Source organism: Fulvivirga sp. (genome assembly GCF_040220315.1).
Classification (GTDB): domain Bacteria; phylum Bacteroidota; class Bacteroidia; order Cytophagales; family Cyclobacteriaceae; genus Fulvivirga.
In genome coordinates this window covers 1-7,765 of sequence record NZ_JAVJUY010000191.1, presented here as the reverse complement: position 1 = coordinate 7,765, position 7,765 = coordinate 1, and the positions used below count along the sequence as shown (strand labels likewise).

Annotated in this window: 12 protein-coding genes and 1 pseudogene; 2 read left to right on the top strand and 11 right to left on the bottom strand. The window is 35.4% G+C overall.

All coding sequences use genetic code 11. The annotated features are described in order from the left end of the window. Positions 1–64: 64 nt before the first annotated feature. The 9 genes from RLO81_RS09270 to RLO81_RS09230 form a co-directional block, all read right to left on the bottom strand. The gene (locus RLO81_RS09270; protein ID WP_350110447.1) at positions 65–364 is read right to left on the bottom strand and encodes a type II toxin-antitoxin system RelE/ParE family toxin; all 300 of its coding nucleotides are present in this window, start codon (positions 362–364) and stop codon (positions 65–67) included. Further along, positions 346–582: a hypothetical protein gene (locus RLO81_RS09265; RefSeq protein ID WP_350110444.1), complete on the bottom strand. Its 237-nt coding sequence runs from the start codon at positions 580–582 to the stop codon at positions 346–348. Before RLO81_RS09265 ends, RLO81_RS09270 begins: the two co-directional genes overlap by 19 nt. 281 nt (positions 583–863) lie before the next feature. Further along, entirely contained in the window at positions 864–998 is a 135-nt protein-coding gene (locus RLO81_RS09260; protein WP_350110441.1) for a hypothetical protein, read from the bottom strand. A gap of 208 nt (positions 999–1,206) precedes the next feature. Next, complete coding sequence (locus tag RLO81_RS09255) at positions 1,207–1,659, bottom strand: hypothetical protein (RefSeq protein WP_350110438.1); 453 nt, start codon at positions 1,657–1,659, stop codon at positions 1,207–1,209. Between the two features lie 24 nt (positions 1,660–1,683). Next, a complete protein-coding gene (locus RLO81_RS09250) occupies positions 1,684–2,538 on the bottom strand; it encodes a 5'-methylthioadenosine/S-adenosylhomocysteine nucleosidase family protein (RefSeq protein WP_350110436.1) in 855 nt (284 codons plus the stop codon). Further along, positions 2,535–2,756 (bottom strand): hypothetical protein, encoded by a 222-nt coding sequence (locus RLO81_RS09245; protein ID WP_350110433.1) that lies wholly within the window; start codon positions 2,754–2,756, stop codon positions 2,535–2,537. The genes RLO81_RS09250 and RLO81_RS09245 overlap by 4 nt, the downstream gene beginning before the upstream one ends. Positions 2,757–2,913: 157 nt before the next feature. Further along, positions 2,914–3,759, bottom strand: coding sequence for a hypothetical protein (locus RLO81_RS09240; RefSeq protein WP_350110430.1), 846 nt, complete (start codon positions 3,757–3,759; stop codon positions 2,914–2,916). Between the two features lie 200 nt (positions 3,760–3,959). Beyond that, positions 3,960–4,280 (bottom strand): hypothetical protein, encoded by a 321-nt coding sequence (locus RLO81_RS09235; RefSeq protein WP_350110427.1) that lies wholly within the window; start codon positions 4,278–4,280, stop codon positions 3,960–3,962. A gap of 257 nt (positions 4,281–4,537) precedes the next feature. Then, entirely contained in the window at positions 4,538–5,101 is a 564-nt protein-coding gene (locus RLO81_RS09230; RefSeq protein WP_350110424.1) for a YdeI/OmpD-associated family protein, read from the bottom strand. A gap of 160 nt (positions 5,102–5,261) precedes the next feature. Here RLO81_RS09230 and RLO81_RS09225 point away from each other — a divergent pair, with 160 nt between their 5' ends. Beyond that, entirely contained in the window at positions 5,262–5,981 is a 720-nt protein-coding gene (locus RLO81_RS09225; protein ID WP_350110421.1) for a hypothetical protein, read from the top strand. 17 nt (positions 5,982–5,998) lie between these two features. Here RLO81_RS09225 and RLO81_RS09220 read toward each other — a convergent pair whose 3' ends face one another. Together RLO81_RS09220 and RLO81_RS09215 are read right to left on the bottom strand one after the other, a co-directional pair. After that, positions 5,999–6,883 carry a 3-hydroxyacyl-CoA dehydrogenase gene (locus RLO81_RS09220; protein WP_350110418.1) on the bottom strand — a complete coding sequence of 295 codons (885 nt, stop codon included), beginning with the start codon at positions 6,881–6,883 and terminating at the stop codon, positions 5,999–6,001. Further along, the gene (locus RLO81_RS09215; protein ID WP_350110415.1) at positions 6,880–7,428 is read right to left on the bottom strand and encodes a hypothetical protein; all 549 of its coding nucleotides are present in this window, start codon (positions 7,426–7,428) and stop codon (positions 6,880–6,882) included. The genes RLO81_RS09220 and RLO81_RS09215 overlap by 4 nt, the downstream gene beginning before the upstream one ends. Positions 7,429–7,466: 38 nt before the next feature. Between RLO81_RS09215 and RLO81_RS09210 the strand changes: the two are divergent. Further along, positions 7,467–7,765, top strand: a pseudogene (locus RLO81_RS09210) (hypothetical protein); the annotation flags it as partial.

Below are 7,765 nucleotides of genomic sequence, written 5' to 3'. Positions count from 1 at the left end.
CATAAGTAATGAACTTGTGAATACACCAACTACCAGCCATGACTTTTAGCTGATGCCAACAGTTTTAAATAGTTATTCGTTTTTTTGTGTCTTGTCGATTGTCCCAAAAAGATAAGATTTCAATTCGGTTTCCATTAATTTCATAGAATATCAAATAGACTTTCATTACTACAACTCGAGTTTTCTTATTTTCAGTAAGACGGCCAATAAATTCACTGTCTGAAAGGGTATTTAATAAGTCGTCAATCTCATTTAACAATTTTAGACTGTATTTGGTGTTGCCATTTCGCTGGTTGTAAAAATCTAAAATGTTTTTTAGCTCATTGTTAGCCTTGGATGACCAAATTATTTGTTTTTTAGCCATTCTCTCATTTCTGTCATGACTTGACCATGTTCTTTGAAATTGCCTTTTTTGATTTCTTCACGACCAATCTCTATAGATTTCTTTTGTTGCTCATTAAGTTCGTACAATGACTGTTCAGAGCTGTCAAAAATTGTCTGAAGAGCCCGTAAAAAATTGATGTCCTTTGAGCTTTTGATTCTTGAAATTAGGTTGTTCTTTAGTTGAATGCTGCTATCCATTTTTCTATGTTGTAATGGATTTTAAAAATACGAATTATATTCCAAATGTGCTATTTCAGGGGGTTGAAGCTGTACATTATTGTGGAACTAATGTCATGATTTTTACTTATCACTAACTAATTGAAAGTTAATAAGTTATAGGTTTGCTTAACCGCCCTGCCCATGCTCTAACACCTGAGAAAGTTGATATTCTAACATCATTTCGAACATTAAGTAATATTTGAAGGAGGTTTTAGCGCTTGTTTGGAGTGGTGGTAAATTTAATACTGTATTAAATCAATCTACCTTGCTATAGTTATCACCAACATAAGATATACAAGTGGGGTGCCTGTTTCAGAAGCCAGCTTACCCATTTTCTCAAACAGGTTATCGACAACTCCTTTACGGCCGGATAATTCACTTAAATTTTTTGACATGCTGCAGTTTTAGTAGTGCAAACTTTTGAACTCAGCGCAAAGGCCTATTATCAACTACTAAATTTACTTTCAACTGGGCAGGAATGCAATTTGAGAGGGGGTTAATATTTTGAGGAGGGTAATGATGGGTTGGGTAGCGCTCTGTGTATAGTACGTATCCTGCAGGACATTGTGTATAGATTTTGTTGCGGAGCGTTTAGTGTGTATTCTAAAAGCTGTATGAATACATTGCTAAAGAACCTATAGTGTAGCTAATGATATTCACAATAAATGTCGTCTTAAGAACTTGAGATTTCTTATAATACCTTTTCAATAATAAATAATTCACTAGTCCTTCGATTAGCAATGTCAATAAAAAAGCGATTGCGTAAAACATTACTAACAAATTGAGTCCTTCTGCTCCGCTTACTTCATTATTGCTTACCCAAGGGAACCAAACTACTAACCACCACCCACCATTTAAAATCATTGACCCTATTATTCCAATTATTCCACTAATCAAATTGGAGAGCATTGTAGTCTTATAAATCTTTTTATTAAACCATTTATAGGTTAAAAAGTAGCTTATTCCCAGGCATTCAATTAGGATTATCGCTATCATAAATACCCATCCTTGAGGAAGGAAAGCATAAATGCCAAAGCTCACATTTAATAATATCATTTTCTTCTTTAAAAACTTTACAGTCTAGTGTAAAATATGTTTTAAACCATTAATAACCACTGTTGTGAGCCGTTTTATAAGATTCTCTTTCGGAGATCGTAGAATTGAGTTAATATCCCGAGATTCAGATTTTTCAATGTGCCCTAATAGCTCATAAGCAAACTTGGCCGCATTCTTTATGGCTAATGGTTTATTGCTATCAGTTTTGTCTTTGGCCAAATCCATAACTCCTTTAATAACACCTACGTGTTTGTATTTTTGCAAGTATTGAATTGCTCCTAGTGCATAAGCCTCCATATCTAATCCATTAGCTTTACGTGATGCAAGTTCTTTGATACTTTCCTTTTTTGAAGCACTATCTACAACCACTGAACCTGAACTAAAATCATCATCAGTGCAGACATTAAAATCTAACCAATTAGGCTTAGATTTCGCCAATGACTCAGAATATTTTAATATTCGTTCAGATAGTTTATAACTCTCATTGTCTGGTTCAAATGTTTCTCCTTGATACTTTCCCATTTCATAATTAAAGACGGTTTTGGGAATTACAACGTCACCCATTTTTACTCCTTTATCTTTTAACGTTGCACAACAACCAATAAATAAAATATAAGCGGGTTGATATTTTTCGATTATATGCATGATGGCTGCTGCATTGTGAGGCATTCCCATTCTCGCACAGGCAAATGTTAGTACAAGCTGTTCACTTTGGTCAAATTGTAGTTTGGTCGCTTCAACTTCACCAGACATTGGTATTCTATTGTCAAAGGCTGAGTCTGTCTCATAAAAAGCGTTCATTTCTTCTGCAAGTGCAGAGGCAATAAGATACTTATAAGTCGGAGTTTCATCCTTTATTTCTTTTCCTATCGTGCTCATGAGTAAAACCCTTTAATAATGAACACTCCGTTTTCAGCATACCCAGCGATATCATGATTCACGTGTTTTGAAAGGTCAACACCAGAAAATGAAACACCACTACTAAAACTTACTCCAGGCCCCATTGTTATTCCACCTATCTGTACTGGAATTCTTGGTGTAATTCTTCCATTTTCAACATTAAAGACATCACTAAATTTATATCGTCTAATATTCATCTTTTTCAATGTTTTAATATAGATCTGGCTATGGTAAGTGCAGGGTTTTGGAACCGACTCTTGTTTCGCCAATTCCTAATATTATTTGGTAGTAATGCCTTCATTTTTTTAATCAGTCAGTTCATGTTTACAACACCCGAAATTGACAACTGGATTATTAAAATGGAAGATCGTCTGATTCGTCTTTTTGCTTTTTGACGATTTTCAAATTTGTTATAAATTTTTTCCAAAAGTATTTGCCTTTTTTCGTGAATTCATTGTGAATATGTAGGTTTTCGTTATCTGTTACTTCTTTGATAAGTCCTGAATGGCGAAATTTTTCAACTACTAGGTGATCCATATTGTTAGGTATATTCTTTCTTATGCTTATACTCGAACCAAGTTCACGGAAGAAATCAAATAAATCGGATTCTTTAAATTCAGTATATTCTTTATCAAATTTTTCTTTTTCAGATTGGTTAAATGTTTCATCAGTTTGTTGTTTAACAAGTTCCTGTAATTGAAACTGTTCTTCTTTTAATGAGTTTATCTCTTGTTTAAGCATTTTATTTGTCTCATCTCGTTCGTTTAACTGGTCTGTCAGAATTGTTATTCTTTTGTTTAAATCTGCTTTGTCACGGTACCTAGCTCGAATATTTTCTAAAGTACTTTCTTCTTCAGCTATCTTCTGTTTTGATTGTATTTCAAATACTTGTTGTTCTAGTAAATTCTGTTTCCTGCCACGCCAACTTTTCTTTGAAATCCAATCAAATAGCCACATAATGTAGGGAAGTATACCAACGTAAAAGGCCGCAAATCCTAGTGGTAATAGAAGTGTTTGAGTTAATGAAGAATAGTCTTTTGTTATAAGGACTATTCTTTCTATAACTACTATGTCGGAGAATAAAATTATAATAATTGCCTTCCAATTGAATGCAATCCAAGCAAAAATAAAAGACCCAATAAAGGGATTTTTAATTCTCTCTCGCGAAGATTCAAAAATTATATTAAAAAGTTCTTTCATTTTTAAATGTTACACAAAATCTAGGTAACAAACATTGATGTTTGTTATATCTTATTATCTGAAAATAACAGGATAAAAGGTATTGTATATTTAATAACGAGAACTAATATATCAAATTTTATCTTGCTATTGTTATAAAATACGCTTCAAGATTTGTGATATTCACTAACTAATTGAAGACTAATTAGTTATAGATTGGCTCAACCTCCTTGCCCATGCTCCAACACCTGAGAAAGTGTGTAAACCAAGATCACTTGGAGGGCTATTAGAATAAAAAGGAAACTTCGTAGCTTTTTTGGAGTGGCGGTGAGTTGAATCATTTGGTATAGTCCGCTTACAGCCAATACAGCATGAAACAGCGTAAAAATGGGTAGTACATACTTCAGTGCTCGGTCGAACTCGGTAAGGTGTCCGTCCGGGAAGCCGAGGTAAGACCAGTCAAGATAATTGTACAATGCGGCTGCTGCACTTACCAGCACAAGAAGGAAAAAGGCGAGGCGGTTTTTTAGAGTAGGGGACAATGTTTTTTTTGGCTAAAGTAGTTAAAAAAGGGATTGCGTGTTCCGCCAGTGGTCGGACAAGCAATCCTGCAATGTCAATGTAATTTAACTGTCATGCCGGACTTGATCCGGCATCTCTTAGACCCTGAAATAAATTCAGGGTGACCTACTAATTTTAATTAGTCATTCCGGAATGAAATGGAGGAATCTTTGCCATAAAGAAAGATTGATTACATGTTCATTTTTATCGGCTAAAAACGAACTTATATAGAGTTAATTCACCACTTCACCCGCTGCTCTTCCTCACTGGCTTTAATTAATTTATCGAGCCTTGAGAGTCGGGTTTTTTCTTGTTTGGCACTCATTACCCAATGAACGCACTGTTTTTTATAAAATGGAGGTTGGTTGTTATGGAATTTCCAGGCCTTCTTATGCTCTTTGAAGAGTTGCTCATATTTCCTCGCGAGTGCTTCGGGTCTATTTTCGTAAGAATAAATCTTAGATTTAGACTTTAGAGAATAGGCTTTAAGTCCGGCTTCTTCCATAAGGCCTGCTTTTTTTAGTTGAGCAACCTTTTTAATATTTACAGCACTCCAGGTGCTATCACTTCTCCTTGGTGTAAACCGTACACAGTAGCATTCATCGTCAATAGCCCTTCTTACGCCATCAATCCAGCCAAAGCAAAGTGCCTGGTCCACAGATTCTGGCCAGGTGATGGAAGGCTTGCCAGTTGCTACTTTATAGTAGCCAACAATCAACTCGGTTTCAGTCTTATGGTTTTCTGCTAACCATTTGCGAAAGTCAGAAGGAGTTTTAAAGAAAGTTGCTGCTGATTTTTTCATTGATAGAGTAGAGATAATTTATTCAATAAATGAAGGCTTTAATTTAAATCTGAAACCAATTCTGACTTCATAACTCCAGTGGCTTAAATCTCTTCATTTGATTGTTTTATTCATTTATAAATTATTATTTATGTTCTGATTTAATTTCTTTTTTAAAGTTATGGCATTTCAATTTGCTTTACTTGGTAAGAGTAATCTATATGGGAGAATACTCATTTTTGTTCTGTTCATACTAATTACAGTACTGTTATCATCAGAATCATCATTTTTGTTAGGTGAACCTGTGTTAGGCCCTAAAATAGGAGGGTCTATATTTTCCATATTGCAAATTGGATTTTTGCTTTACTCAATTCAGTTATTAAAGGCATTAGGCCCTGTAAGTAAAAATATCATTAGATTTCTTTACATATATGCCATAGTTGGTGCTGTTGTTGGTTTATACATTGCTAACCCTTTTGTAGAGATATTTGATATATTCACTAGACGTTATCTTTACATTCTTTTTCATATTATTAATACAGGACTTTTCTTACTAATATCATTCTATATATTACGTGACATTTTTGCTTCAAAAGCTACACATTCAGATCATATTTGGGGCGCTTTAGTTGCTTATTTGCTCACTATCTTTGTTTTCGGAGATATATACGAAATAATTACACTAATTAAACCGGGCTTGCTAGGGCAGGTTTATGAAATGGGCTGGCCGAATTATCTGCAATGTGTCATGTACAGCATGAATGCCATGTCAGGAATTGACTCTGCTTATCCGGATTCACATAGCTTACTGAAGAAAATAGCCATTTTAGAGTATATGATTGGTAATCTGTTTCTTGTTGTGATACTTGGCAGATTGTTATCACATCCTTTAAAAAAATGAGATCTAAATTATTAAGCCTACTTTAAAAAATCAGGTTTTTTAAACTTTGGATTTGGGTAGTTATAAAAGCCTTCGCCCGTTTTAATGCCTAGTTTTCCTTTATCGATGTAATGCTCCTTTACATAGGCAGCATTGGCTAATTTCTGCTTATCGTTGAGCAGGGTGCCCCAGTGTTGCTCAATATTATAAGCTGTTTCTAATCCCACTACATCTAAAATCTGGAATGGCCCGGACACAAACCCTGAAACCATCATGGTTTTGTCTACATCTTCAAAGGTGGCAACGCCATTGGCCACTAATGCCATCGCGGAAGAAACAAATGGCACCAAAATGGAGTTGAGGATGTAGCCATTTTGCTCTTTATTCAGCTGTACCGGCACCATGCCTATGTCTTTGGCAAATTGAGTGGTTTTTTCAATAACAGCTTCATCCGTACTTGTATGCCCCATTATCTCCGCAATGTTATTTTGCCAGATGTAGTTGGCAAAGTGCATGGCTAGAAAGCGTTCAGGTTTTGACACAAACTTCACAAAATCGCTGGGTAATAACGTAGAAGAGTTGGTAGTAATAATGGCTGAGTCGTTTATGTGTTTCGATAACTCCTGATAAAATGAGGCTTTAATTTTGGGATTTTCCGGAACTGATTCACTCACGAGAAAAACATCTTCACAAGCCTGTTTAATATCTGTAGTGAAGGACAAGTTGTCTATGGCCTTATCAATTTGTGTTTGATCTGAGCCTTTATCTAAGTAGATGCGAGCATAGCGCTGGTGAAATTTTCTGCAGGCTTCGAGTCCACTGTCGTTAGCATCATAAACAACTACCTTAAACCCGCTGATGGCGGTTTGCCATGCTATTTGTGAGCCTAAGGTTCCACCTCCGGCAATCATAATTTTTGTCATGCAAGTGTTTCTTTAGTGAGATACTCCAGCCCAAGTGCTGCTTTCAATTCAGATATTATTTTTTGAACATCCGATAATTCTGAGTTTTCAAAACGCAAGAGCGTGTAGGTCTTATTGGTTGTTTCAAGGTCGATAAAATAATGCATATTGGAAGTGCTATCATTAAAAGCATTTGAATCCTGAAACTCTTCGAAGGCAGATATACTGAGGTCTTTAACTTCGTTTAATTTAAATATTTTTGTAAATGACCCGAAGATCTTATAATAGCTGATTTCGTTTTTATGGTTATCTATCGTAATGGAATTGGGTATTTCCGTTTGCTTTAATAATTTATAGCCCGGGTATAGCGATAAAAGTGCGGCCAGTAACGCAAATGCTCCGTTGAGGGTTATAAGAGTTAGTGGAATAGCAATAAGCAAAAGGATAAAGGCCACCAATGATATACCTGCTACTACTTGCTTCGATGTAATGTAAACAGATGCACCTTTTATCAGGATAGAATATCCTTCAGATTCAAAAACCCTTTGGGAACTTTCGCTTATCACCTACGTAAGTTACTAAATTGAACTTAAAATTTCAGAAAATGGACCTATCCAAACTTATTACATACATTTTAATACCTACCGCAATGTACGCCAATGCCCAAGAACTCCCATTTAGAGAAGTATCAGATTATCCGGATAAGTACACTGCAGGAACTACAGTGGCAAGAATGATTGAGGGGCTAGGATTCCGCTATTACTGGGCGACAGACTCTTTGAGAGAAGAAGATTTAAACTATAAGCCAAGTGCAGATGGTCGTACCACTTTGGAAACTTTGCATCACATTTATGAAATGTCATTTATGATTAAGAATGCTACTATAGGAGAAGTGAATCAGCG